1 protein-coding gene is annotated in these 1,663 nt (G+C 69.1%); it reads left to right on the top strand.

The window, feature by feature from the left end:
• Nucleotides 1-122: 122 nt before the first annotated feature.
• Nucleotides 123-1,499, top strand: coding sequence for an IS1380 family transposase (locus tag AB0J87_RS64380; RefSeq protein ID WP_363985921.1), 1,377 nt, complete (start codon nucleotides 123-125; stop codon nucleotides 1,497-1,499).
• Nucleotides 1,500-1,663 lie beyond the last annotated feature (164 nt).

Raw genomic sequence — 1,663 nt, 5'->3', positions numbered from 1 at the left:
CCTGCGGCTTTCACGGCGAATTTGAGCCGGCCTGATCGTTCACATAAGAAAAGTGCCCTTGAGCTGGGAGGATCGGACTTGTCTAAGGCCCCGTCCACCCCAGATCAGAAGGCACTTTCCGAGTGAACTCTACCCCTTCCCGCAGCAAGATCACCGTGTCCGCCGACGGCCGTGGGCTGGTCTCACACGGCGGGGGTCTGCTGCTGGTGCAGACGCTGCGCATCACCGGACTGGAAAAGGCCCTATCCGAGCGGCTGGAACGATGGCGGCCCAGCCGCGCCGTCCACGACCCCGCAAAGATCATCACCGATCTGGCCCTCACCCTGGCGCTCGGCGGAGACTGCCTGGCCGACATCGCCATGCTGCGCTCCCAGTCCGACCTGTTCGGCCCCGTCGCCTCCGACCCGACCGTCTCACGTCTGATCGACCGGCTCGCCGCCGATGAGGCCCGCGCGCTGAAGGCCATCCGCGCCGCCCGCGCCACCGCGCGTGAACGCGCTTGGCAGCTGGCCGGTCATCACGCCCCCGGCACCGACGGCCAGCCCGTGATCGTCGACCTCGACGCCACCATTGTGATCTCTCACTCCGACAAGCAGCACGCGGCACCGACCTGGAAGAAGAGCTACGGCTTCCACCCGATGACCGCCTTCGCCGACCATCACGCCGACGGCGGCGGCGAACCGCTGACCCTGCTGCTGCGGCCCGGCAACGCCGGCTCCAACACCGCCGCCGACCACATCGAGACCACCCGGCTCGCCCTGGCCCAGCTACCGCGCGCCCAGCGACGCAACGTTCTCATCCGCACCGACGCCGGTGGCGGCACCCATGAATTCCTGAACTGGCTCACCCGCCCCGGACGCTGGCTGAAGTACTCCATCGGCTTCACCATCACCGACGACATCGCCGCTGCCATCCTCAAACTGCCCGCCACCGCCTGGACCCCCGCCTACAACGCCGACCGCCAACCGCGGCCCGGCGCCTGGGTTGCCGAACTCACCGGCCTGCTCGACCTGACCGGCTGGCCCAAGGGCATGCGCGTCATCGTCCGCAAAGAACGCCCACACCCCGGCGCCCAACTGCGCTTCACCGACCTCGACGGACACCGTTTCACCTGCTTCGTCACCGGCACCCCCGGCTGCCAACTCGCCGATCTGGAACTACGTCACCGCCGCCGCGCCCGCGCCGAAGACCGCATCCGCGCCGCCAAGGACACCGGCCTGCGCAACCTGCCCCTGCACGACTTCGCCCAGAACCAGATCTGGCTCGAGATCGTCGCCCTGGCCTGCGAACTGCTCGCGTGGATGCAAATGCTCGCCCTGCACGGCACCGACGCCCGCCGCTACGAGCCCAAACGCCTGCGGCTCCGCCTGCTCGCCGTCGCCGGCCGCCTGGCGCACGGAGGCCGCCGCCTGCGTCTCCGCATCCCCACCCGATGGCCCTGGGCCAGCCAGATCCTTACTGCCCTGGCACGCCTGCACGCCCTGCCGGCACCAACCTGACCAGCACCAACCCGCCCCACGACCAGGAAAGGAAACCCCGCGGGCCCGTGGAACCCCGCCCACCCGGCGCGACAGCCGGGCATCCACGCTGACCACAGCGAGAAAATCGACCCCCAGCCGAACCTCTCAGCCGACCAACTCAAGGTCGAGAAAGATCGAGGCTA

Source organism: Nonomuraea sp. NPDC049625, from assembly GCF_040675285.1.
Lineage (GTDB): Bacteria > Actinomycetota > Actinomycetes > Streptosporangiales > Streptosporangiaceae > Nonomuraea > Nonomuraea angiospora_A.
The sequence above is the reverse complement of the archived record's forward strand: the minus strand, read 5'-3'. Positions and strand labels throughout refer to the sequence as shown.